The organism is Microbacterium sp. LjRoot45, from assembly GCF_964253325.1.
Lineage (GTDB): Bacteria > Actinomycetota > Actinomycetes > Actinomycetales > Microbacteriaceae > Microbacterium.
Genome location: NZ_CAXUQM020000001.1, coordinates 2,373,539 through 2,395,743 on the forward strand (window position 1 = coordinate 2,373,539; position 22,205 = coordinate 2,395,743).

At 71.8% G+C, this 22,205-nt stretch carries 21 protein-coding genes; 5 read left to right on the forward strand and 16 right to left on the reverse strand.

Annotated features, from left to right (window positions below):
• Positions 1-17: 17 nt before the first annotated feature.
• The 3 genes from ACSQ18_RS11310 (at position 18) to ACSQ18_RS11320 (ending at position 3,284) form a co-directional block, all read left to right on the forward strand.
• Entirely contained in the window at positions 18-1,457 is a 1,440-nt protein-coding gene (locus tag ACSQ18_RS11310; protein ID WP_436037436.1) for a DUF222 domain-containing protein, read from the forward strand.
• 118 nt (positions 1,458-1,575) lie between these two features.
• A complete protein-coding gene (locus ACSQ18_RS11315) occupies positions 1,576-2,487 on the forward strand; it encodes an ATP-grasp domain-containing protein (protein ID WP_436037437.1) in 912 nt (303 codons plus the stop codon).
• A gap of 338 nt (positions 2,488-2,825) precedes the next feature.
• Positions 2,826-3,284 carry a hypothetical protein gene (locus ACSQ18_RS11320; RefSeq protein ID WP_436037438.1) on the forward strand — a complete coding sequence of 153 codons (459 nt, stop codon included), beginning with the start codon at positions 2,826-2,828 and terminating at the stop codon, positions 3,282-3,284.
• Between the two features lie 212 nt (positions 3,285-3,496).
• Here the strand turns inward: ACSQ18_RS11320 and ACSQ18_RS11325 are convergent, their stop codons facing one another.
• The 4 genes from ACSQ18_RS11325 to ACSQ18_RS11340 form a co-directional block, all read right to left on the reverse strand.
• Positions 3,497-4,051: an NYN domain-containing protein gene (locus ACSQ18_RS11325; RefSeq protein ID WP_436037439.1), complete on the reverse strand. Its 555-nt coding sequence runs from the start codon at positions 4,049-4,051 to the stop codon at positions 3,497-3,499.
• A 154-nt stretch (positions 4,052-4,205) separates the two neighbouring features.
• Positions 4,206-5,426 (reverse strand): MFS transporter, encoded by a 1,221-nt coding sequence (locus tag ACSQ18_RS11330; RefSeq protein ID WP_436037440.1) that lies wholly within the window; start codon positions 5,424-5,426, stop codon positions 4,206-4,208.
• Between the two features lie 148 nt (positions 5,427-5,574).
• Positions 5,575-7,263: an ABC1 kinase family protein gene (locus ACSQ18_RS11335; RefSeq protein WP_436037441.1), complete on the reverse strand. Its 1,689-nt coding sequence runs from the start codon at positions 7,261-7,263 to the stop codon at positions 5,575-5,577.
• A gap of 4 nt (positions 7,264-7,267) precedes the next feature.
• Positions 7,268-7,894 carry a PadR family transcriptional regulator gene (locus tag ACSQ18_RS11340; protein ID WP_436037442.1) on the reverse strand — a complete coding sequence of 209 codons (627 nt, stop codon included), beginning with the start codon at positions 7,892-7,894 and terminating at the stop codon, positions 7,268-7,270.
• Positions 7,895-8,066: 172 nt separating this feature from the next.
• Here ACSQ18_RS11340 and msrA point away from each other — a divergent pair, with 172 nt between their 5' ends.
• Both msrA and ACSQ18_RS11350 read left to right on the forward strand, forming a co-directional pair.
• Positions 8,067-8,621, forward strand: a complete 555-nt coding sequence (gene msrA / locus ACSQ18_RS11345; protein WP_436037443.1) for a peptide-methionine (S)-S-oxide reductase MsrA — start codon at positions 8,067-8,069, stop codon at positions 8,619-8,621.
• Between the two features lie 15 nt (positions 8,622-8,636).
• Complete coding sequence (locus ACSQ18_RS11350) at positions 8,637-9,605, forward strand: hypothetical protein (protein ID WP_436037445.1); 969 nt, start codon at positions 8,637-8,639, stop codon at positions 9,603-9,605.
• On the opposite strand, the gene ACSQ18_RS11355 is transcribed toward ACSQ18_RS11350, so the two are convergent.
• The 12 genes from ACSQ18_RS11355 to ACSQ18_RS11410 form a co-directional block, all read right to left on the reverse strand.
• Positions 9,576-10,916: a M18 family aminopeptidase gene (locus tag ACSQ18_RS11355; RefSeq protein WP_436037446.1), complete on the reverse strand. Its 1,341-nt coding sequence runs from the start codon at positions 10,914-10,916 to the stop codon at positions 9,576-9,578. The genes ACSQ18_RS11350 and ACSQ18_RS11355 overlap by 30 nt on opposite strands.
• 84 nt (positions 10,917-11,000) lie before the next feature.
• Positions 11,001-11,657, reverse strand: coding sequence for an SDR family oxidoreductase (locus tag ACSQ18_RS11360; protein WP_436037448.1), 657 nt, complete (start codon positions 11,655-11,657; stop codon positions 11,001-11,003).
• A gap of 60 nt (positions 11,658-11,717) precedes the next feature.
• A complete protein-coding gene (locus ACSQ18_RS11365) occupies positions 11,718-12,590 on the reverse strand; it encodes an energy-coupling factor ABC transporter ATP-binding protein (protein ID WP_436037450.1) in 873 nt (290 codons plus the stop codon).
• Complete coding sequence (locus ACSQ18_RS11370; protein ID WP_436037452.1) at positions 12,587-13,480, reverse strand: energy-coupling factor ABC transporter ATP-binding protein; 894 nt, start codon at positions 13,478-13,480, stop codon at positions 12,587-12,589. The genes ACSQ18_RS11365 and ACSQ18_RS11370 overlap by 4 nt, the downstream gene beginning before the upstream one ends.
• The gene (locus tag ACSQ18_RS11375; RefSeq protein WP_436037454.1) at positions 13,477-14,256 is read right to left on the reverse strand and encodes an energy-coupling factor transporter transmembrane component T family protein; all 780 of its coding nucleotides are present in this window, start codon (positions 14,254-14,256) and stop codon (positions 13,477-13,479) included. The genes ACSQ18_RS11370 and ACSQ18_RS11375 overlap by 4 nt, the downstream gene beginning before the upstream one ends.
• Before the next feature lie 6 nt (positions 14,257-14,262).
• Positions 14,263-15,105, reverse strand: a complete 843-nt coding sequence (locus ACSQ18_RS11380; RefSeq protein ID WP_144806036.1) for a histidine kinase — start codon at positions 15,103-15,105, stop codon at positions 14,263-14,265.
• 47 nt (positions 15,106-15,152) lie between these two features.
• On the reverse strand, positions 15,153-16,214 hold the full coding sequence (locus ACSQ18_RS11385) for a nucleoside hydrolase (protein WP_144806037.1): 1,062 nt from the start codon (positions 16,212-16,214) through the stop codon (positions 15,153-15,155).
• Positions 16,211-17,143, reverse strand: a complete 933-nt coding sequence (locus tag ACSQ18_RS11390) for a ribokinase (RefSeq protein ID WP_436037457.1) — start codon at positions 17,141-17,143, stop codon at positions 16,211-16,213. Before ACSQ18_RS11390 ends, ACSQ18_RS11385 begins: the two co-directional genes overlap by 4 nt.
• Complete coding sequence (locus ACSQ18_RS11395) at positions 17,140-18,162, reverse strand: LacI family DNA-binding transcriptional regulator (protein ID WP_436037459.1); 1,023 nt, start codon at positions 18,160-18,162, stop codon at positions 17,140-17,142. The genes ACSQ18_RS11390 and ACSQ18_RS11395 overlap by 4 nt, the downstream gene beginning before the upstream one ends.
• A gap of 113 nt (positions 18,163-18,275) precedes the next feature.
• A complete protein-coding gene (locus tag ACSQ18_RS11400) occupies positions 18,276-18,782 on the reverse strand; it encodes a DUF427 domain-containing protein (RefSeq protein ID WP_436037461.1) in 507 nt (168 codons plus the stop codon).
• A gap of 4 nt (positions 18,783-18,786) precedes the next feature.
• Positions 18,787-21,021 (reverse strand): TIM-barrel domain-containing protein, encoded by a 2,235-nt coding sequence (locus ACSQ18_RS11405; RefSeq protein WP_436037463.1) that lies wholly within the window; start codon positions 21,019-21,021, stop codon positions 18,787-18,789.
• Positions 21,018-22,136, reverse strand: coding sequence for a glycoside hydrolase family 15 protein (locus ACSQ18_RS11410; RefSeq protein WP_436037464.1), 1,119 nt, complete (start codon positions 22,134-22,136; stop codon positions 21,018-21,020). Before ACSQ18_RS11410 ends, ACSQ18_RS11405 begins: the two co-directional genes overlap by 4 nt.
• Between the last annotated feature and the right edge of the window lie 69 nt (positions 22,137-22,205).

Genomic DNA, 22,205 nt, shown 5'->3' on the forward strand with positions numbered 1-22,205 from the left:
CCGAGAAGAATCGGAGCATGACAGGGACCACGCCGACCGCATGGCAACAGCGCATCGACACGCTGCTGTGCGCGCTCGCCGACGCCCGCCGCGATGCCGCCGCAGCCCAAGCCCGTGAGGTCGCGTTGCTGGCCGAGGCAGTCGAGATCGCGCAGGCGATGGCACAGGATGCCGGCGGCCCGACGTCCGTCACCGACATCCCGATCCGCTCCCTTGCGGCACAGATCGGTGCCGCCGCGCGGGTGTCGGACCGGACGGTACAGAAGCACATGTCCGATGCCGTCGTACTCGTCGAACGGTTCCCCGCGACGTTCGCGGCGTGGGCCGCCGGAGACGTATCCCGCGGGCACGTGCGCGTGGTGGTCGACGCGGGGGTCGCGATCGAAGACGACGCGGCGCGGGCCGTGTTCGAAGACGCGGCGCTAGGGGTCGCGCGGCGGGAGACTCCGGGGCGCCTGAAGCCCGCCGCACGGGTCCTTGCCGCACGGTTGCACCCGATCCCGCTGCAGGAACGCCACACGGCTGCCGCTACCAAGCGGGAGGTGTGGGTGCGTGATCTCGACGACGGGATGGCGGAGTTGATCGCGATCCTTCCCGCGGCGATCGCGCACGGCATCCGCGACCGCATCGACCAATACGCGAGACGCGTCATGGACGCCCGAGGCGCGCTCACGGGCGGCGGAACGGAGACGGGCAGCACCGCTGGCGGAGTGAACGCGGGCGCGGGCGCCGCAACTGGCGCGACCTCCGACGGTGCGCTCCTCCCCCACCCCGACACGCCCGGCACTCGCCCCGACACCCGCCCCATCGACGCCCGCCGCGTCAGCGAGGTGCGGGCTGACGTGTTCGCCGACCTCCTCCTCACCGGACACGCCACCCCCGAAACCACCAACGACGCCATCCCCGCCGGGGACGCGATCATCGCCCGCGTGCAGGTCACCGTCCCCGCCCTCACCGCGGTCGGACACGATGACACCCCCGCCGAACTCATCGGGAAAGGCCCCATCGACACCGCCACCGCCCTCCGCCTCGCAGGAACCGCGACCGGGTGGGACCGGGTGCTCACCCACCCCATCACCGGCACCGTCCTCGCCGTAGACCGATACCGACCCTCCGACCACCTCAAACGCACCCTCCGCGTCAGAGACGAACACTGCCGATTCCCCGGCTGCCGCATCCCCACCCACCGGTCCGACATCGACCACACCACCGCCAGAGAACACGACGGACCCACCGAACTCACCAACCTCGCCCACCTCTGCCGCCGCCACCACACCCTCAAACACCACTCCGCCTGGCGGGTCAGGCAGACACCCGACGGCATCCTCCACTGGACCAGCCCCACCGGACGCCACTACCCCGACCACCCCGCCCGCACCATCGTGTTCACCACAGAACAGGCGACGGCGACAGAGCCGACCGGCACCGGTCCGCCCACCGAGCCAGCATCATCCTGAGCGCGATCGATGCAGCCCTCATCGATGCAGGCCGAAGCGACGCAGGCCGAAGCGACGCAGGCCGAAGCGGTGCAGGCCGAAACGACGCAGACCTACAGCACCGGTACGCTGGGGCGTCGTGTCATCCACCTCGCCCCGCGTCGACGCGCGCATCGGGATCGTCGTCACCGACAGCTATTCGGCGGAAGACCCCGACCACGACACGCCCCTGCTGCTCCGCGCGCTGCGCGAGCGAGGCGTGGATGCCGAATCGGTCGTATGGCATCGCGGCGACGACCCCGCGGCATACGACCTGCTGGTCATCCGCTCACCTTGGGACTACCCTGAGCGCGCTCCCGAGTTCGCCGCGTGGCTGGACCGCGCGGAAAGGGCGACTCGTGTTCTCAATCCGCCGAGCGTCGTCCGCTGGAACCTGGACAAGTCCTACCTGCGCGACCTCGAAGCCGAGGGCATCCGCACGGTGCCAACGGTCTACGCCACGACGGTCACGCAAGCGCGGGAAGATCTCGCCGCGCGAGGTCACGATCGCGTCGTCGTGAAGCCCACCGTGTCCGCCGGCGCGCGAGACACCGGCCTTTACGACGCGTCCGACCCGGCCGCCCTCGCGCTGGCGGAACGCATCATCGCCGCCGGGGGCGTGGCGATGATCCAGCCCGAGATCGCGGAACTCACCGCCGGGGCGGAGAGGGCCCTGTACCTGTTCGACGGACACTTCAGCCACGCGATCGCGAAGGGCGCGCTGCTCGCGCACGGCGGCGGGCTGATCGGCGGCGTCTACGTCGAGCATCCCGAACCCGTCGAAACGAGCGACGTCGAACGCGCCTTCGCGGGCGACGTGCTCGCCGCCGTCGCTCGCATCACGGGCGCGGGGCTCCCCCTCTACGCCCGCGTCGACACCGTGGCATCCGAGGAACACGGACTGGTCGTCCTCGAGGCGGAGCTCATCGAACCCGCGCTCAACCTCCACGTCGCTCCGGATGCCACCGCGATCGTCGCCGACGCGATCATCGCCGCGGCGACCACATCCTGAGCTTTCGTCGACGGTGAGCCGCCCGTCATCCTGAGTTTCGCTTGACCCGGAGCTCTCGTCGACCGTGAGCCGCCCGTCGCCCGTCGCCCGTCGCCCTGAGCCTCGCTTGACCCGCAGCCGCCGCGCTTGACCCGGAGCGACTCGCACCGCTAGTTTCAGTGACCGTGTCTGTCACCGATCGCCCCTACCGCGCCGCTCTCGGCGCCGTTCGGCGTGCGACCGTGACGTGTTCCTCGGGCTTCGGAGGCTGTGCCTTCCCAGAGGCATAGCGCGCACGCGTCGGCATCCCGCCGGCACGTGCCCTCTGATCGACCCACTCTCCAGAACAGACACCCATCATGAACACTCCTTTGTGGAGCGACGACCAGTTCCGCTCCTTCTTCGCAGCGCTGCGCTCCGACGTGTGCGGCTCCGACCGCGACGACGACGCCCGCGACCGCTTCCTCGCGCAGGCGCGGGTGCGCATTGCTCCCTCCGTGCAGCAGCGGCTCCTCGCCGACATCGGCGCCACGACCGACCCCGGCGGGATCGCGCGCGTCGCCCTCGACGTCGTGGAGGACGAGGCGTGGAGCAGACGCCGCAGCTGGCTCCTCGTGACGACCGACCCGTGGACTTTCGTCGTCGACCTCGTCACCCGCGAGATCCGCTCCTCCTACCGGTCGGCGACGCGGCGCAGCGGCGGGAAGCGCGACCTCGACGGCATCGCCCGCGCGAGCAGTCGCCGTGCTCTCCCGCCGTCCGACGGGATCGGCGAAGGTTCGGGCGAGCACACCGGCGACGACGACGCGGCATCCTGACCACGCCCGTGCGGCACAGACCGTGCGGCACAGCGGAGGAGATCGACGTTTCGGAGGACGGGATGCCGAAAGCGCTCCCTCCCCAACGCGACTCTCCTCCGTTGTGCCCGCGACGCACGCCACCGCGCACCGCACCGCACCACCTCGCACGCACCGCACCGCACGCACCACCTCCCACCGCCCGCACCGCACCGACGCGCGGGGCCGCGGAGTCAGTCGAGGAAGGCGGCGGGGTCGAACTCCTCGATGGGGATGATCCGCACGCGCGGGAGACGGGCGTCGAACGCCTGCGCGTCGTACTCCAGATCGAAGAACTCGACGTCGGGGATGGCGGTCAGCTCGGCGCTGCGGAACTCCTGGAAGCCGATGACCCCGACGCGGCGCTCGGGCCCGGCGAGGGCGGCGACACCCTCGACGAAGTCGCGATCGTGGCTGACGAGCACGACATCGGCATCCCGCGCCTCCAGTGCCGCGAGCGTCCGCTGAATGGCGAGGTCGACCACCTTGGCATCCGACGGGCCCGAGAGCGGCACCGGCCGGTAGCCGAGGGCGAGGAGCGCCTGCACGAACGACATCGGCAGATGTTCCGTGGCGTTGAGGAAGAAGAGGCCTTTCGCCTGCTGGTTCCACCGGCCGGCGACGAACGAGAGCAGACGATCCCAGCGCGGGCGCTCATCGGGCTGGGGTCTGCGCCCGAGGATCGATCCACCGAGGGTCGCGTCGATGTTCTCGCCGTCGACGAGGACCCAGGTGTTGCGTTCGGCCACGGAAACTCCCACCGCTCTGAGGACCACTGCCCCCGTACCGTAGCAGGGCCCGCGCCGCGCACCGGGCCCGCGCGCCCAAGGACGAATCAGCGCGACACCTCGCAGGACGAATCACCGCGATGCCTCAGGCTCGACCTCAGCGCCGACCTGAGTCTCAGCGGCGGCGACGACGGGTCTGGGCGGCGTTGGCGACCCCCAGGGCGAGCACGAGCACCGACGCGACGAGCGGGAGGGCCATCGCCACCTGAGCGGACGTCGCCTCGGCGAGCGCACCGGTGACCGCCGAGGACAGCGCCTGCGCGAGGGTGAGTGACGAGCCGAGCAGCGTCATGACCGACGCGGATCGCCCCACGGGGCTGCGCTGACCGGCGAGGCTGAAGAGCGTGACGAGCGTCGGTCCGACTCCCAGCCCCATGAGACACAGCATGACGATGACAGCCGGAAGATCGCGCGACAGCGCGTAACCCGCCGCGGATGCCACGAGCACGCCGCCGAAGACCAGCCACCGCGCGCGCAGCGAGAAGCGCGCCGGGAGGAGCATCACGGTGAGCGCGAGGGCCGCCGATCCCACTCCCATGAGTCCGTACAGGAGCCCGGCCATCTCTCCGTCGCCCGCGCTCTGGGCGAATGCGGTGAGCGAGGTCAGCGTGGACCCGAAGAACAGTCCGACGCCGAACGTCGCCGCCGCGAGGATCCGCACGGGCCGCGACAGCACCGCCGACCACGGCGCGCGCTCGGTCGGCACCGCGGGGTCACCGTCGGCGAGCGCCGCGGTGGGGTGCAGCGCGAACGCCGTCACGAACGCGAAGCTCAGGGCGGCGGCGACCGCGATGGGCGCCCAGGGCGCGAGGAAGGCGGCGAGCACGCCGACGAGCACTGGTCCGATCACGAAGGCGGTCTCGTCCGCCGCGGACTCGTACGACATGACGCGGGAGAGGGTGCGCTCGCGACGCGCTCCGTGCACGCGATCCCGCGCGATCGCCACGAGACGCGTGCGGGACAGGGCGGCGGCCTGCGGCGCGGAGAGCCCGATCAGCGCGGCGGCGACCAGCATGAGCGGCTCCGGCATCCCCGCGAGCACGACGACGGGGAACAGCGCGAGAAGGATGCCGTTGGCGAGCCCCACGGGGACGAGCACCGCGCGCTGCCCGTGCCGGTCGACGAGGTCGCCGATGATAGGCCCCGCGACGACGACACCGACGCCCACGACACCCGAGGTGAGGCCGGCGAGCGCGACCGACCCGGTCGCGGACGCGACGAGGGTGAGCACCCCCACGACCATCATCGCGAACGGGAGTCGCGCAACGAACGCGACGGGGAAATAGCCCCAGCCGGTGTGCTGGATGAGGGAACGGTCGTCGACGATCGACGTCATGCAGGTGCCTCCGGAACGGTCAGCTCGTGTGTACGTGCCGCCTTGCTCCAGAAGCAGGTAGATGCACCGAGTCCAGCGCCGGACGGCGCGGACAGACCCCCATTCTACCGTCGAGAGCGGAATCGTCCACCTGACAGAGCGGGAGCGTCTACCGTCGAGAGCGCGAGCGACGCGAGCCGATGCCCGCGAGGACGGCGTGCAGCAGCGGCGGCACCGACAGCGCCATGACGATCGTGCCGAAGACGGCATCCTGTGCGCGCAGCGCGATCCCGCCCACGAAGAGCGCCGCGAACAGGACGGCCGATACGAGGCGGCGGAGGCCCTGTTCGAGGCGTCCGAGGCGGCGTTCCACCGACGGGCTCTGCACCTCCAGCCGCCCCTCCTCCACCCGCGTCAGCAGCTCGTCGAGGCGCCCCGGCACGGCGGCGAGACCCCGCACGGCGCCCCATGCGCGTGCGCCGACGTCGCGGACGACGCCGCCGCTCTCCTCGCTGAGGAGGCGCTGGGCGTACGGCTCGACCGCATTCCAGATGTTGAACGACGGATCGAGCGCACTGCACAGTCCCGACGTCAGGGACATCGCGCGGATGATGAGGAGGAAGTCCTCGGGGAACTGGAACGGGAGCGAGCGCACGACCTCGCCGAACTCGTCGGCGAAGTCGCGGAACTCGCGCGGGTCGACCTCCTGCAGTTCCGCGAACCCCATGCCCCCGAAGCGGGCGAACAGCTGCGTCAGCGCGCGCTCCAGGTCGGCCGTATCGGCGGAGGGCAGCAGCACACCGACCTCTTGGATGCCGGCGACCAGCCCCCGTCCGTCGCGCGCGGCGACCGCGATGACGACGCGTCGGAGCCCCCGGCGGAGTCCTTCGGGAACCTGCCCCATCATGCCGAAGTCGATGAAGGTGAAACGCCACGTGCGGCCCGCCTCGTCGGGAGGGTGCGGGGTGACGAAGATGTTGCCCGGGTGCGGGTCGGCGTGGAAGAAGCCGTCTCCGAAGAGCTGGTCGAACATGACGGCCGCGAACTCGGTGGCGACTTCTGCCGGGTCGATGCCCGCCGCGCGCAGTGCCGCCACGTCGTTGACCTTGATCGCCGTGACATCGGCGAGAGTCAGGACCCGTCGCGTGGTGCGCTCCCACACGATCTCGGGTGCGCCGACGCGGGCGCCGTCGGCGATGTTCGCCGTGAAGCGCTCGGCGTTGGCCGCCTCGTGCACGTAGTCGATCTCGTCGCTGCTCGTGTGCGCGAACTCTTCCACCAGAGCGGGCATGTCGACCCGGTCGGACACGATGCGCACGCGACTCAGCCACCCTGCGACACGGCGGAGGGCGGCGAGGTCGATCTCGACGATCGCGTCGATCCCGGGGCGCTGCACCTTCAACACGACCGCCTCGAAGCCGGCCAGCGCCGCGTCTTCCGGAGCCAGCCGGGCGCGGTGGGCCTGGCCGAGCGAGGCGGCGGCCAGGGGGCGCTCGTCGACGGCGGCGAAGGCGCGCGACAACGGCACGCCGAGCTCCGCCTCGGCGAGCGCGCGGATCTCCGGGAACGGAACGGGCGGCACCTCGTCCTGCAGTTGCTCAAGCTCTGCGGTGACTTCCGGCGGCAGCACGTCCAGCCGCGACGAGAGGAACTGACCCACCTTGATCATCAGCCCGCCGAGGTCGACGGCGAGCGCGCGGAATCGGCGTGCGGTGACCTGGAGCCGGTGGGCGCGCGTGCGGTCGGCGACGCGGCGCAGGCCGAGCCGCGGCAACGCCAGCTCGTACCACCACGCCTGCGCGATCGCGCGTGCGGAGAAGCGGAGGATGCGACGATACCGGGCGCGGCCGCCCGGCATCCTCTCAGCCCTGGGCAAGGATCGCGTAGAGCTTGCGCCGGGCGTCGTCGATGACGTCGACGGCCTCCTGGATCTGCTCCGGCGTTCCCGTGCGGCCCACCTGCATGGCCGCCTGGGCGAGGTTCGCTCCGGCCTTCGGCAGCGCACCGTGGCCACCGTGGCGGCGCTCGTGCCCGCCCGACTGCTCCCCCTCTTCCGTGGTCGCCCACGGACGGTCGGTGTGCTCGGATTCGGCACGTCCGGCATCCGTGAGGGAGTACGTCTTGCGTCCGGCCGACTCCTCGACTTCGATGAGGCCCTCGTCGGTCAGCAACTGGAGCGTGGGGTACACGGAGCCCGGGCTGGGCTTCCACGAGCCGCCGCTGCGCTCTTCGATCTGCTGGATGATCTGGTAGCCGTGCATCGGCTGCTCGGCGAGGAGGGAGAGGATCGCCGCGCGGACGTCACCGCGACCGACGCGCGTGCCGACCTTCTGACCGAAGGCCTGCCCGAAACCCTGGCCGAACGTCTGCTCGAAGCCCTTCTTCAGTTCGCCGAGCGTGTCCCAGAGTTCCTGGGGCATCGCGCCGCCGAGACCACCGGAGCCGCCGAAGCCCTGCGAGGGGAACCTGCCGCTGAATGAGTCGTTCATGTCGTCCTCCAACGATATATCGAGCGATAGTCGACGATACATCGCGCGACAGGCGCGCGGGAGTCCGCGTGTCGTCCTCACAGCCAACCCGAAGGATCTGCGGGACCAAACCGTCACACCCGCGCGTTGTCTCCAATGACCTGAGAAACTGAGTCCGACAGAAGGAGTCCTCATGAGCGACGACGGCAGCATCACCCGCACCCCCGGCACCGAGACGGCGGTTCTCGCCGGCGGCTGCTTCTGGGGCATGGAAGACCTGATCCGCCGCCAGCCGGGCGTGCTCGACACGCGTGTCGGCTACACCGGCGGGCAGAACGATCACGCGACCTACCGCAACCACCCCGGTCACGCGGAGGCCGTCGAGATCGTCTTCGACCCGACCAAGACCACCTACCGCGACGTCCTGGCGTTCTTCTTCCAGATCCACGACCCCTCGACCCTCAACCGTCAGGGCAACGACATCGGATCGAGCTACCGCTCGGCCATCTTCCCGCTGACTCCCGAGCAGGAGCAGGTCGCCCGCGACACGATCGCCGACGTCGACGCCTCCGGGCTGTGGCCCGCGCCCGCCGTGACCACGATCGAGCCCGCGGGTCCGTTCTGGCAGGCGGAGCCCGAGCACCAGGACTACCTCATCAAGCACCCCGGCGGCTACACGTGCCACTTCCCGCGCGCGGGCTGGGTGCTGCCGAGCCGCGACGCGCAGGAGGCCGCGCCGACCGCGTGACCTAGGCTGTCGCGCATGAGCGAGGCGACCCCCGGCACCCCGGCGACCCCCGGCACCCCGGCAGCCCCCGGCACCCCGGCAGCCCCCGACACTCCGAGGCGCGCGTGGATCTTCCTCCCCGTGGGGGTCGTCGGGGCCGTGGCGGCGCTCCTGCCGTGGCTGATCACGGGCGGACGGATGCCGTTGCAGAACCTGTGGTCGGAGCTCCCGCCCGACGTCCCCTTCGTGCTGCTGCCGTTCCACCCGTACACGGCCACGCTCGTCGCGGCCATCCTGCTGTTCGGTGCGGCGCTCGTCGGTGTCGCGGGACGGGCGCTCGGATCGCGGCGCACACGCTGGGCGACACTGGTCCTCCTGGCCGGCTCGATCGCGACGCAGGCGATCGCGGTCGCGCAGAGCGCCGCGACGACCCGATCGACCCTGCCCGACGGCGGCGAGGCCGACCTCTACGTCACGGCCCTCACGACGGGGGCCGTCCTGACGATCGGCGTCGGAGCGGGAGTGGTCGCCCTCCTCGCGAAGGCGCCGCGGGCGGGGGCTGTCGTCGCGCTCGCCGTCGGCGCGGTCGCGGCCGGCCCCTGGCTGTCGGCCCTCATCGTTCCCTTCGGCTCCGCACCGACGGAGATCCCGCCGCTGCTCACCCTCGTCCAGTGGGTGCCGCCGGTGCTGGCCGGCGCCGCCATCGGCTGGGCGGGCATCGGCAGCGCCGGACGCATCCTCGCGGGCGTCGCGGCGGTGGCCATCGTGTGGATCGGTCCGGCCGCGCTCACCGGCGTCGGCTACGCGCTCGGCAGCCGCGTGCTGTGGAGCGATCCGGCCGGCATGATCGAGGGCGCCGTCCAGGTGTTCACGCTCGCCCTGCTGACGCCCGAGCTCGCGTGGCGGCCGATCGTCGCGTGCCTCGTCACGGCCGCGCTCGGCCTCGGCATCCGTGCGGCCCTTCGCCGCCGGCGTTCACGCGAAGAAGGCGCCCGCCACGCGTGACAGGGCGAGCAGGTCGGCCGTGCCGGCGAGCTCGCGGGCGGAGTGCATCGAGAGGATCGGGATGCCGACGTCCACCGTCCGCACTCCCAGCCGCGTCGCCGTGAGCGGTCCGATCGTCGATCCGCACGGCACCGCGTTGTTCGAGACGAACTCCTGACTCACGACCCCGGCCTCGGCGCACCAGCCGTGCCATGCCGCGGCGCCCGCCGCATCCGTCGCGTAGCGCTGATTCGCGTTGATCTTGAGGATCGGACCGGAGCCGAGGACCGGTTGCACCACGGGGTCGTGCTTCTCCGGATAGTTCGGGTGCACCGAGTGGCCGACGTCGCTGGACACGCACCACGACGCCGCCAGGGCGCGCAGCTGCTGTTCGCGGTCGCCGCCGAGGGCCGACTGGAGTCGCTCGAGCACATCGGCGAGGAACGGACCCGACGCCCCCGAGCGAGTGGCCGATCCCACCTCCTCGTGATCGAAGGCGGCGAAGACGGCGATGTGCTCGCCGTCCCAGGCCCCGCTCTCCAGCGCGACGAGCCCCGCGTGCACCGACGCGAGATCGTCGAGTCGCCCGCTCGCGAAGAAGACGTCGCCCTTCCCGAACACCGCCCCTCGCGCGGCATCCGCCGTCACGACGTCGTAGCCGCGGATGCGGGCGGCATCCACTCCCGCCGCGGTCGCCAGTTCGGACAGGAGGTCGGCCGACTCGGGAGCGCCCAACCCCCACACCGGCTGGGTGTGCGCCTGCTTGTGGAGGGAGAGGTGGTCGTTGGCCTCGCGGTCGAGGTGGATCGCGAGCTGGGGCAGCCGCAGCAGCGGACCGGTCGCCGCGTCGACGGCCGTTCCGTCGTCGAGTACGAGCCGGCCCGCGAGCCGCAGCTCGCGGTCGAGCCACGAGTTCAGCAGCGGGCCGCCGTAGATCTCCACGCCGGCCTGCAGCCACCCCGCGCGCCCCGTCGTGGGCCGCGGCTTCAGCTTGAAGGCGGGTGAATCCGTGTGCGCGCCGAAGATGCGCAGGGCCGTCTCGGGGGTCGCCGTCGTCGGGATCGCCCAGGCGATCACGGCACCGTCGCGGACGACGAGCCCGCGGTCGCCCGGCGCGATCGCCCAGGCCGAGGCCTCTTCCCGCGGGGCGAATCCCGCGGCGGTCAGGCGACGGGCGACCTCGGCGGCCGCGTGGAAACTCGACGGCGATGCCGCGACGAAGTCGGCGAGGTCTTCCGCGTGGCGGCGGCGCGCGTCGGCATCCGGCGCGGCACCGCGGGTGGATTCACGGGCGAGGTCGGTTGTGGCTGCAGGGGCGACGGGGTCGGACACGGTCCTCCTCGGGGGTCGGGGCCTCACCCAGCGTAGTTCGGGCGGCGCGCTTCGTACGGCGACGGCGACGAGCGCGCCGGAGGGTCACTCCCCCGCGGCAGCGCGGAGGGCCTCGGCGATGGGCACCTCGCCGCTGTTGAAGCGGATGGTGCGGTCCACCGTCGCGGGCTCGTCCACGGTGGCGGCGATGACGGCCGCGACATCGCCGCGCGAGACCGAACCGGACTCGGATGCCGACGCGTCGATGCGCCCCGTCGGGTCGTCGAGCGTCAGCGCCGACGGCGCGAGGATCGTCCAGTCGAGGGCGGTCGAACGCAGGTGCGCGTCGGCGGCGGCCTTTGCCTCCGCGTATGCGTAGAAGCCGTCGTCCTCGGGGATGCCGTGGTCCTCGGAGGCGCCGAAGTACGAGACCATGACGTACCGGGGCACCCCGGCGGCGACCGCGGCATCCATCGAGCGGATCGCGGCATCCCTGTCCACCGCGTACGTGCGCGCGGGGTCTCCTCCGCCGGCACCAGCGGTCCAGACGACGACGTCGTACCCGCTCACGAGGGCGGTGAGTCCGTCCAGGTCGGTGTTCTCGACGTCGGCCACGAGCGGGCGGACACCGGTCGCCGCGACCTCTTCCGCGTGCGCCGGGTTGCGGATCACGGCAGTGACGTCGTGACCGGCCTCCGCGAGGAGCGGTTCGGCGCGGAGCGCGACCTTCCCGTGTCCGCCGATGAGCAGGATGCGTGCCATGGGTGGCTCCTTCCGTCGCGGCGGATCCGTTCGGCCGTCGCTTCTTCCGTCGCCTCGACCCTACGCGCCCGCCGAGGCCCCGGGGCCGCCGAGGCCGCGTGCATCGCCAGCGCCGCCGACGTCGCCGCGACCGGGGACGGCGTCGACGAAGGCGTCGACCGTGCGCGGCCGCTCCGTCCACCCGAGCCGCGCCGCGAGCCGCATGAGCTGCGGGGGCTCCACCCGCGCGGCCTCGATCACGTCGCCCCGACCGAACACCTGCTCCGGTGCGCCGTCGGCGCGCACCTCGCCCTGCGTCATCACGATGACGCGGTCGAAGTGCTCGACGCAGAAGTCCATGTCGTGGGTGATTGCCACGACGGTGCGCCCCTCGGCGCTCACCTCCGCCACGACCCGCGCGATCATCTCGACGCCGCGCGCGTCCTGGCCGGTCGTGGGCTCGTCGAGCACGAGCACGGGGGTGCGCATGGCGAGCACGCCCGCGAGGGCGACGCGCTTGCGTTCGGACAGCGAGAGCTGATGCGGGTGTGCATCGGCCTGGTCGGCGAGACCGACGGTCGTGAGCGCGGCGAGCGCCCGCTCCCGGGCCTCCTCTTCGCCTGCGCCGAGGTTGCGGGGCCCGAACATGACGTCGGCGACCACGGTGCGCGCGAAGATCTGCTCGTCGGGATTCTGGAACACGTATCCGACGAGCGCTGCCATCTGGGCGATCGTGCTCCCCGACGTCGGCCGGTCGCCCACCGTCACGGTACCGCTCGTGGGAACGAAGATGCGGTTGAGGTGGCGGACGAGCGTGGTCTTCCCCGCGCCGTTCTGCCCGACGATGGCCACGCGCTCCCCCGCGGCGATCGACAGCGACACTCCGCGCAGCGCCTCGGTGCCCGAGGGGTACCGGAACCGCACGTCGTCGAATCGGAGGGCGACGCCGCTCATGCGCGCACCGCCTCGGCGAAGAACGCAGCCGCCTCGTCGATCGACACCGGCAGTGCGCTGCCCCGATCACCGAGACCCCGATCACCGAGACCCCGATCACCGAGACCCCGATCACCGAGACCCCGGGCGGTGGCGGCGCGGGCGGCGAGCGTGAAGCGCGTGGCATCGATGCCCCACTGCGTCATTCTCGGGTCGCCCAGGATCTCGCGCGGCTCACCGACGGGGGCGACCGTCTCCCCGGCGATCACGGCGATGCGGTCGCAGTGTTCGCGCAGGAGCTCCACCTTGTGCTCGAACACCACGATCGTCGTGCCCGCGTCGCGCAGCGCCGACAGCACGTCGAACACCATCCGCGTGCCGGCCGGATCGAGCTGCGACGTCGGCTCGTCCATGACGAGCACGGGGGTGCGCAGTACGACCATCGACGCGATCGCGACGAGCTGCTGCTGCCCGCCCGAGAGGGCGTACGGCGAGGAGTCCATGAGATGACCGATGCGCAGCAGCTCGGCGGCGGCGACGACCCGCTCGGCCATCTCCTCGCGAGGCACGCCCAGGTTCTCCAGCCCGAAGGCGATCTCGTCACGCACGGTGTACTTCGCGCCGGAGATCTGATTGAAGGGGTTCTGGATGACGAGCCCGACCTTCGCCACGGCCTCGGACAGGCTCAGCTGCGAGACGTCGGCGCCGTCGACCTCCACCGAGCCGGTCAGCTCCCCGCCGTCGACGTGCGGGATGAAGCCGGAGATGATCTTCGCGAGCGTCGTCTTGCCCGCCCCCGATGCCCCCACTATCCCGACGATCTCCCCCCGCTCCACGCGGAGGGACACCTTCTCGAGGGCGAAGTGCTCGGCATCCGGGTAGGCGTAGCCGATGTCGGTCAGCGTGATCACAGCACTCCCGTCACAAGGGGTAGGACGATCGCCGCCAGGGCGACCAGGGGCATCGACCAGCGCACGATGCGCTGAGCCGTCGAGTCGGGTACGGGAGTGAGCGCCGTGCGGCGCGCGGTCGACCCGAATCCGCGCGCCTCCATCGCGGTGGCACGCTCCTCCACATCGGTGAACATCCCCAGCACGAGGGGGGCCAAGAGCGGCATCATCGCACCCACCCTTCCGCGCACGCCCTTGCCGACGGCGAGCCCACGCGCCTGCTGAGCGAGCAGGATGCCGTCGGCGCGGTCGCGGAACGCGGGGATCAGTTGCAGGGTCGAGCTGATGATGTAGCTGAATTTGGGAGACATGCCGCGTTCGGTCAGCGCCGTGAGCAGATCGCCGGGATGCGTCGTGAGCACGAACAGGATCGAGGCGAGCACGAGGCAGACGATCCGCGAGCCGATGCCGAGCGCGAACATCAGCCCCTCGGTCGTGAGGGCCAGCGGTCCCCACTCCCACAGCGCCGTCCGGCCGCCGGGGAACGTGAGCCCCTGCACGACGAAGAGCACGACCACGAGGGGAAGGAGGATCGTGAGACCCAACCGGGCGAGCCGGCCGCCGCAGCCCGAGACGACGGCGGCCGGCACGATGACGACGACGACGACGCCCGCCGCGACCCACCAGAACGGGATCGCGAACACGACGACGATCACGGTGACGAGGATCACGAGTTTCGTCACCGGATTGAGGCGGTGGATCGGCGAGGGCCGGTCCACGTAGAGCGTCGACGCCATGTCTTCTCAGTCCTCGGAGGTTCCCGCCGCGCGACGACTCGTGGCCGTCGTCGGGGCCTTCCCGAACACCCGGTACTGCCGCACGAACGGGAACCGCTGGCGGAACCTGCTCGGGAGGGCGGCGAGGATCAGCACCACGATCGTGAAGGTGATCGCCTTGTCGAGGGGATCGGACAGGAGCCCCTGCAGGGTCGTCGCACCGAGGATCGACTGCCCCATCGCCTGGAACGCGCCGACGATGGCTCCGGTGCCGCCGCCGGTGGCCCCGCCGAAGATGAACGCGGAGATCGGCGCCGACACCACGGCGGCGACGATGCCCGTCACGAGGCCCGCGATCGGTGCGAGGTAGAACCGGCGGAACAGGCCGTAGCGGGCGGCGTACCCGGCCATGACGCCGATCACGACCTGGACGACGGCGAACGGCAGCGCGATGGGGCTGAGCGTGAGACCCCAGATGACGTTCGTCAGGATGCCGGTGACGACACCGGCCGCGGGGCCGGCGAGCGCGGCCACGAGCACGGTGCCGATCGAGTCGATGTAGACCGGGAGCCCGAGGAGGGCGACGATCTGGCCGACGACGATGTTGAGCGCGATCGCGACCGGGATCATCGCGATCGTCGCGGTGGGAAGGCGGTGGATCGACCCCGCCGCCAGCAGGATCGCGCCGATCACGTAGCCGGCGATCGCGATGAGCGAGGCCTGACTGGTGCTGCTCTCGGCGACCTCGGCGGGCTGGCCGATCACGAGGTACAGGTAGGTCGCGACGATGACGACCGACCCGACCGCGATGAGGACGGTGTTGCGGAGCCGACGGGAGTCGCCGGTCTTCGCGGGAGCGGTGGTGGACATGAATGCCTCCTTGCATTCTTCGGGTGTGTTGCGGGTGTGGCGGCCTCTCAGCCGACGTTGCGCGCGAGGCGACCGACCCGGTCGACGACGCGGCGGAAGAACTCTTCGGGATCTGTGTCGACGACGATCGCCGCGTTGTGGGGGCGCCCCCACATGCCGCGCCAGTCGGCGACCGTCTGCCCGCGGGTGAGGGTGCCGGCGAGCTCCATGTCGACGGTGGCCGGACGGGTGGTCGCCAGCGAAGGGTCGAGCGCGACGGCTGCGGCGAACGGGTCGTGCATGTGCGCGAGGAACCCCTGGTCGTAGGCGCGGTGGAACTCCATGTAGAACCGGACGGCATCCGACAGGTGACGGATCACCGCGTGGGAGGCGGTGGACCGCGTGCCCTCGGGGTCGTCGGGCGAGATGATCTCCTCCGGCGTGCTGCCGGCGGCCCGGGCGAGGGCGGCGACGTGCTCCGGCTTCATCTCGATGCGCTCCGTGACGTCGAGCGCGCAGATGACGGGATGCCGGTCGGCGGGCAGCCCCGAGAAGGCGTCGAAGACGATCTTCGCCGACTCCGGGTCGACCGCGATGTTCCACTCGGTCGTGGGGAGGGTGTTCCCCGCGTGGTTGAACGCGCCGCCCATGATGACGAGCCGCTTGAGCAGCGTCGGCAGCTCGGGGCACAGTGTGACGGCCAGCGCGAGGTTCGTGAGCGGACCGGTGACGAGCCCGACGATCTCTCCCGGGCGACGGCGCACGGCATCGATCCAGACCTCGGTGGCATGCCGGTCGGACACGGTGCGCTGCGGCGCCGGGAGGACCGCGTGCCCGATGCCCTGGGGGCCGTGGGTCTCCTCGGTCGTCATGAGCGGCTGCACGAGCGGCACTTCGGCCCCGAGCGCCACCTCGACCTCGCCGTACCCGCAGAGGTCGAGCCACGCCAGATTGTTGATCGCGACTTGCTGCGCGGGGACGTTGCCCGCCGTGCAGGTGATCGCGACGATCTCGGCCTCGGGGCTGGCCATGAGGTAGAGCAGGGCGAGCGAGTCGTCGATGCCGGTGTCGACGTCGACGATCAGCGGCACGCGCGGGGCGTCGGGGGTGGAGGTGTGCGGGTCGGTCACGACATCGTCCTTCCGGGGGGATCGGGCTGTGAGTCGAGCAGGTCGTCGACGAGGAGGGGATGCAGTCTTGGATGCCGGGCTCCGCGCACCGTCACGGTGAGCGAACCCGCCGCCGCTCCCCGTCGGGCGGCGGCGACGAGGTCGGCGCCACCGGCGAGGGCCGCCGCGAAGGCGCCGACGAAGGCATCCCCCGCCCCGACCGTGTCGACCGCGTCGGCGGGGAACGAGGGCACGCGCGTCATCCGGCCCTCGGCGTCGGCCACGAGCGCGCCGTCGGAGCCCAGCGTGACGACGACCGCCAGTGCACGCTCGCGCGCGGCGGCGGCAACCGCCTCGACGTCGATCGTGCTCAGGCCCAGCAGATCGGTCGCTTCGACCTCGTTGACCACGAGCACGTCGACGTCGGCGAGCAGGCCGTCCGCTCCGGGCGTGACGGGGGCGGCGTTGAGGACCACACGGGCCCCGCGCGCGACCGCCTGGCGGGCGACCTGCGCGGCGACGTCGAGCGGGACCTCGAGCTGCAGCACGACGACGTCGTCCGCCTCGAGCGGCAGCGCGGGCACCTCCGGCCAGACGTGGTTGGCGCCCGGCGCAACGACGATGACGTTGTGGCCCTCCTCGTCGACGGCGATCATCGCCATGCCCGAGACTCCCTCGACGACGCGAACCAGTCCGATGTCCACGCCGGCGGTCGAGAGGTCGTCGCGCAGGCTCACGCCGGCCTCGTCGTCACCGACGGCCCCCGCCATGAGCACGGGACGCGTGGAGGTGCGCGCTGCGGCGTACGCCTGGTTGCCGCCCTTGCCGCCCGACGCACGGCGCACGCCGCCCGCGACGACGGTCTCCCCCGCCTGCGGGAGTCGGTGCACCTCGAAAGTGATGTCGGCGTTGAGGGAACCGAACACGATCACGCGGCCGGCGGCGGTCATCGGGGCACCCCCACGGCGACCGCGGCGTCACGGTTCACGACGTGCACGCTCGCTCCGGCGACGAGTCGGGTGGGAAGGGTGACGTCGGCGACGGGGCCGCCTCCCGAGATGAGCGCGAGGAGACTCCGGCAGGCGGCCTCGCCCAGTTCACGGATGGGCTGGGCGACCGTGGTGAGGGCGGGGGTCGTGTAGCGGGCGAGTTCGATGCCGTCCAGGCCCACGACGGAGAGTTCTCGCGGCACGTCGATGCCGCGTTCGGCGCAGAGGGCGAGCAGTCCGATCGCGCTCAGATCGTTGGCGGCGAACACCGCCGTGAGGTCGGGGTTGCGGTCCAGGAGCTGCGCGCCGGCGCGGTGACCGCCCTCCTCCTCGAAGTCGCCCGCGAGGACGAGTCGATCCTCCACGGGAAGCCCCGCCTCGGTGAGCGCCCGCGCCCACCCCGCCCGCCGGTCCTGCGACACTTCCAGCACCTCCGGTCCGGCGAGGTGTCCGATGCGCGTGTGCCCGGCGTCGAGGAGGTGCCGAGTCGCCGCGTAGCCGGCTGCCTCCTGATCGACGCGGACGGTGGCGTGCCGTCCGCTGCGACCCCGGTCCAGGAGCACCGCGGGCACGTCGCCGAACAGTTCCTCCGTACGCCCGTCGAGAGCGCTCGCGACGAGCAGGATGCCGTCGACCTGCTTGCGCTGCAGTGCCGCCAGCCGCGGGCGGAGCTCGTCGGCATCCTTCGGCGCGTCGACCAGGAGCAGGAGGAGGTCGTTCTCGTCCGCGACCGACTGCACGCCCTTGACGAGTTCGGGGAAGAAGGGGTTCGTGATGTCGGGGACCAGCAGCGCGATCGTCTGCGTGGACCCCGCGACGAGGGAACGCGCGACCTCGTTGGGCTGATAGCCGAGCTCGCCGGCGATGCGGGCGATGCGTTCGGCAGTGGCCTGCGAAACGCCGGGCTGGCCGTTGAGGGCGCGGGACACGCTGGCGATCGACAGGCCGCAGGCCTGTGCCACGTCGTACACGGTCACCATGTCACCCTCGCGTCGTTGCGAACGTAAGCGCTTACTGCGCTGGTGCCGACAGTAGCGAGGGTGTCAGCGGTTTGGCAACCGTCGTCGCGAGAATCGCGTGCGACGGCCCGCCGTCACCAGCCCATCGAGCCGGGTATCCCCTTGAAGGGCCCCGCGATCCACGAGGTCACCCAGCCGCCGTAGAAGCCGCCGGGCTGCGGCTCGACCGTCTCGCCGTCGACCGTGCAACGATCCATGCCCCGCGCGTATACGGCCACGCGGCCCTGGAGCTCCGCGAAACCGCCCGAGGCGTCGGGATACCCCCACGCTGCGCGCTCCCGCACCTCGCCGCCGCTCACGACGTCGAAGTAGGCGGCGCGACCCTTGAACTCGCAGAACGACGAACCGGATGCCGGACGCAGCGACCCCGGTGCGAAGTCGCTCTCGCGCACGTAGTACACGGGCGGGTGGCTCGTCTCGAGCACGCGCACGACATCGGTCGTGTCGACGATCACCGCACCGCCGAGCTCGATCGTCACGCGGGACGACACCCGCTCGGCGCGGGGCGGACGGGGATAGTCCCACACCGACTCCTGACCCTCGCGGAGCGGATCGGGGGTGACGGGAAGACGACGCGACATGCTCTCACTGTACGTCGGCGAACGCGTGCTGGACCTGGGAGCCGGCGCGGACGAACACGGGGATCCGCTCGATCGACACCGGCACGCTCACGCGGGCACCGGAGGCGACGGGCTCACCCGACCATGCGTCGACCCACTCCCCCTCCGGAATCCACACGTCGAGCGTTCGTGCGCCGGGCGCGAGCACCGGGGCCACCAGCAGGTCGGCGCCCAGCATCCACTGGGTGGTGTCGCCGACGGCATCCCACGCCTGCGGGTCGTCGAAGAACAGCGGGCGCATGAGGGGCCGATCGGTCGCGATCGTCTCGCGCGCGGACGCGGCCAGGTAGGGCACGAGCCGCTCGCGCAGGTGGGTGAAGGCCCGCGTCAGCGCGAGCACGCGGTCGTCTCCCGTGCGCTCGGCGATGTTCCACGGCGTGCGGTCGCGCGAGGGCGTGCGGTGGTGGTTGAACTCGGAGTGGTACTGCATGATCGGCACGAACGTCGAGGCCTGGAAGGCGCGGATGTACAGCTCCGCATCGGGGATCTCGCCCGAGAATCCGGCGATGTCCCAGCCCCAGTAGACGATGCCCGCCGACGCCGCCGACAGTCCCGCGTTCATCGACCAGGCGAACGCCTCCCACGTGGAGTTCTCGTCGCCGGCCCAGAACGCGCCGTGGGCCTGCGATCCCGTGAATCCCGCCCGGCTGAACGTCACCGGCGCCTTCCCCGCCGAACGCAGCAGCTCGCCGTACGCGGCCGCGTACGCCACGGGGAAGGTGTTGTTCTTCTCGTCGCCGTGCCGACCGTCGAGGTAGACGAGCTCAGCACCCCACGCGTGCTCCCCGCCGTCGGTCTTGAACCCGTCGACGCCCAGCTCCTCCACGAGGTACCGGCGCTTCTCGGTCCACCAGCGCGCCGCACGCTCATCGGTGAGGTCGGGCATGAGCGACAACGGGAACCACCAGCCGCGGTTGCGGTACGGCCGCAGGCGCCCCCGCGCGTCGGGTTCGCGGATGAGCACACCCTCGGAGATCGCCGCCCGCGCGTCGGCGGCCAGCTGACCGGCCGGGTGGGGCCGCATCTTCAGCAGGGGGATCTGCCAGAGGTGCAGGCGCACGTCACGGCCGTGCAGCTCGTCGATCATCCCGCGAGGGTCGGGCCACGCCCCTTCGGGCGGGAACGTGAAGTCGTCGAGCCGGTGCGGTCCCCCGTCGGCGGAGACCTCGTACTGCGCATCGCGGAAGGCCGTGAACGTCGACTCGTCGCTCCAGGCCTCGATGACGACGGAACCGACCGGGATGTCGTGCGCGACGTGCAGGTCCATCTGCCGCATCACCTCGGCCTGCGTGTTCCACTCGTTGCCCGACGCCCAGAGCCGGAACACCCAGTCCGGGAGCTCCTCCGCGCGACCGACGCGATCGAGGAACGCGCCGAGCACGTCGGTCGGGGCACCGTCGAACAGTCGCAGCTCGACGACGCCGTCGGCGCCGGTCTCCGTCTCCACCGCGATCCGGGTGGCATCCGTCCGGCCCAGATCGAACCAGACGCGCCGCGACGTGTCGACGTGGAAGCCCCACCCCTCGCCGCCCACGACGTGCGCGAACGGCATGGGGAGGTAGGTCTTCCGCTCCGCACCCTGGCTCTTGTACTGCTCGAAGACGACCGAGTCGAGTTCGGCACCCGTGTGGTCGAGCGTGTCGAACCGCTCGCCGAAGCCCGTCACCCGCTCGCCCGCCGCGAGCGGGAGCGCGAACCGCACCCGCCACGCGCGCTCGCCGTCGTGGAGTCGCTGCACCGATCCCGCGACGATGCGGGATCGACCCGTCTCGACCACGGCGTCGGGGGCGTCCTGCCAGGTCGCGGCCCGGAAGGAGAACGTCCGCGACTGCTCCCGCCGCCCGGTGCGGGACGTCGCCGTGAAGCGGTAGCGGTAGCGTCCCCCCGAGCGCAGCGCGGGCGTCGTGACCTGCCAGCCGCCCACGGCTCGCGCGCGACGGCTCTGCGCCGACGCGAGGTGACCGCCGTCGGTGAGGCGTCCTCGCGACGTCGTCGCGACCGGCACGAGGTCGAGCACGGTCTCGTCGCCGTCGCTCCCGTCGTCGGGCACCCACTCCAGCAGGCACGTCACCGCGGTCACCTCGCCGTCGGCGCGGACGCCGAGGGTGGCCGTGTTCCCGGCCTCGGGGATGACGGGATGCCGCTGCTCGGTGTCGACGGAATAGGGGTGGCCGGAGCCGGCCGGACGGTGGCGGATCATCGGGGGTCCTTCAGGGAGTCGGGGGTGAAGAGGTCGAGGGCGAGGCCGAGGCGGAGCAGCATGGCGTGGCTCCACAGGAGCGGAGTGGCCACCGTGCCCCAACGGTCGATCCACTCCTGCCTCATGCCGGGCGCGATGAGGTGGCCGGGGACCTGCTCGGGGAGATCGAGGTCGTCGGTGGCGGTGGATGATGCCCACGCGAAGAGCTCCAGCGCTCTGGCGCGGTCGCCCGCCGCGAGCTGAGCGAGCCCCAGGAAGCAGGTCAGAAGCGGCCACTGCCCGCCGCCGAAGAACGTGTCGCCCAGGAAGCGGTGCACGCCCCCGTCGACCGTCAGGTGGGCTTCGAGCACACGGATCGTCTCGGCGCCGAGCGGCGAGGTCGCAGGGATCACCTCGAGGGGCGCGATGGCCGCGGCAAGGCTGCCGTCGACGGCGGTGCTCCCGAGCCACTTGCGCAGCCGCCCGTCCAGCGTGCCCTCCGTCCGGATGAGCTCGACGATCGCGGCGGACGAGGTCGCGGCACGCTCGGCGCGTGCTCCGGAGAGATCGGGGCGGGCGGCGTCAAGGCCGGCGGCGACACACGCGAGAGTCGAGACGTGCACGTGCATCGCATGCTCCTCCCACCAGTCGAAGCAGGGGCGCTGCCACGAGGCGACGAGGTAGTCCACCGTCAGCTCCACGGCATCCGCCCAGCGGGACAGGTCGGTGCCGTGCCTGTCCGCGTGCGCCCGGAGGGCCCACAGCCACGTTCCGTAGCCGTCGAGTTGGAAGTCCCACCACTCGTCGGCACCGTCGTCGCCGGAGAACGTGTAGCGCGCGGGAAGCATGCGCTCGGCGGCGGGCGGGCGACCCGCCGCGGTCTCCGCGACGATCCAGCGGATGTGATCGGCCCGAGCGACCAGCACGGCCGCGCACCAGTCGAAGAACCGCTCCGCGGAGGCGATCTCGCCGGCCGCCGACGCCGCGTCGGCGATGAACGCGCCGTCGCGGAACCAGCAGTAGCCGCGGTAGGCGGAGAAGGACGGGCTCGCGGGGTAGGCGCCTTCGGGCGTCTGCAGGCCGGTGATGAGCCGGAGGCTGTGGGCGGCGAGCGCGGCGGCGTCGGGGGGTGTCACGGGCACGGGGTCCTCGGTTCGAAAGCGGCGGGAGCGGCGGGAGCGGCGCGGGGTGGGCGGACGGCCGCG

Excerpts from the sequence above, each read along its gene's own strand:
- ACSQ18_RS11360 (WP_436037448.1), bottom strand. The coding sequence starts at position 11,657 with ATGGCACGCATCCTGCTCATCGGCGGACACGGGAAGGTCGCGCTCCGC.
- ACSQ18_RS11340 (WP_436037442.1), bottom strand. The coding sequence starts at position 7,894 with ATGAACGACTCATTCAGCGGCAGGTTCCCCTCGCAGGGCTTCGGCGGC.
- ACSQ18_RS11375 (WP_436037454.1), bottom strand. The coding sequence starts at position 14,256 with ATGGCGTCGACGCTCTACGTGGACCGGCCCTCGCCGATCCACCGCCTC.
- ACSQ18_RS11395 (WP_436037459.1), bottom strand. The coding sequence starts at position 18,162 with ATGGTGACCGTGTACGACGTGGCACAGGCCTGCGGCCTGTCGATCGCC.
- ACSQ18_RS11390 (WP_436037457.1), bottom strand. The coding sequence starts at position 17,143 with ATGACCGCCGCCGGCCGCGTGATCGTGTTCGGTTCCCTCAACGCCGAC.
- ACSQ18_RS11380 (WP_144806036.1), bottom strand. The coding sequence starts at position 15,105 with ATGTCCACCACCGCTCCCGCGAAGACCGGCGACTCCCGTCGGCTCCGC.
- ACSQ18_RS11400 (WP_436037461.1), bottom strand. The coding sequence starts at position 18,782 with ATGTCGCGTCGTCTTCCCGTCACCCCCGATCCGCTCCGCGAGGGTCAG.
- ACSQ18_RS11350 (WP_436037445.1), top strand. The coding sequence starts at position 8,637 with ATGAGCGAGGCGACCCCCGGCACCCCGGCGACCCCCGGCACCCCGGCA.
- ACSQ18_RS11310 (WP_436037436.1), top strand. The coding sequence starts at position 18 with ATGACAGGGACCACGCCGACCGCATGGCAACAGCGCATCGACACGCTG.
- ACSQ18_RS11335 (WP_436037441.1), bottom strand. The coding sequence starts at position 7,263 with ATGCCGGGCGGCCGCGCCCGGTATCGTCGCATCCTCCGCTTCTCCGCA.
- msrA (WP_436037443.1), top strand. The coding sequence starts at position 8,067 with ATGAGCGACGACGGCAGCATCACCCGCACCCCCGGCACCGAGACGGCG.
- ACSQ18_RS11405 (WP_436037463.1), bottom strand. The coding sequence starts at position 21,021 with ATGATCCGCCACCGTCCGGCCGGCTCCGGCCACCCCTATTCCGTCGAC.
- ACSQ18_RS11330 (WP_436037440.1), bottom strand. The coding sequence starts at position 5,426 with ATGACGTCGATCGTCGACGACCGTTCCCTCATCCAGCACACCGGCTGG.
- ACSQ18_RS11365 (WP_436037450.1), bottom strand. The coding sequence starts at position 12,590 with ATGAGCGGCGTCGCCCTCCGATTCGACGACGTGCGGTTCCGGTACCCC.
- ACSQ18_RS11320 (WP_436037438.1), top strand. The coding sequence starts at position 2,826 with ATGAACACTCCTTTGTGGAGCGACGACCAGTTCCGCTCCTTCTTCGCA.